Here is a 641-nt window from a genome sequence, read left to right as displayed (position 1 = left end):
TGTACGGTGGTTACCGAAATAGTCCCGGTGGTATCTTCACAAGTTGGTTGCTGCGCAATACTTGCTTGCGGCTGCGCCGGAGTTCCCAGGTTTTCTATGATTACCAAAGCTTCAGAAACTGACTCACAATCGCCATTGTCTGCCTGTATAAAATAAGTACCAGCACCTAATCCGCTGAATTCACCGTTTGCAATCGAATTGCTTAATGGGTTTTGGTTTTCGTCTAAAAGAGTATAAGTAATTCCCTGTACGGTGGTTACCGAAATAGTCCCGGTGGTATCTTCACAAGTTGGTTGCTGCGCAATACTTGCTTGCGGCTGCGCCGGAGTTCCCAGGTTTTCTATGATTACCAAAGCTTCAGAAACAGACTCACAATCGCCATTGTTTGCCTGTATAAAATAAGTACCAGCACCTAATCCGCTGAATTCACCGTTTGCAATCGAATTGCTTAATGGGTTTTGGTTTTCGTCTAAAAGAGTATAAGTAATTCCCTGTACGGTGGTTACCGAAATAGTCCCGGTGGTATCTTCACAACCTGGTTGTTGCGAAATACTTGCTTGCGGCTGCGCCGGAGTTCCTAAATTTTCTATGATTACCAAAGCTTCAGAAACTGACTCACAATCACCATTGTCTGCCTGTAC

Annotated in this window: 1 protein-coding gene; it reads right to left on the bottom strand. The window is 44.6% G+C overall.

Going from position 1 to position 641, the window contains the following annotated elements:
• Positions 1–641, bottom strand: a 641-nt coding sequence (locus GUB10_RS16210; protein WP_193712436.1) for a hypothetical protein, incomplete at both ends; no start/stop codon positions are given.

It is taken from the genome of Salegentibacter sp. BLCTC (genome assembly GCF_015143665.1).
Lineage (GTDB): Bacteria > Bacteroidota > Bacteroidia > Flavobacteriales > Flavobacteriaceae > Salegentibacter > Salegentibacter maritimus.
This window is presented reverse-complemented; position numbering and strand designations above follow the sequence as displayed.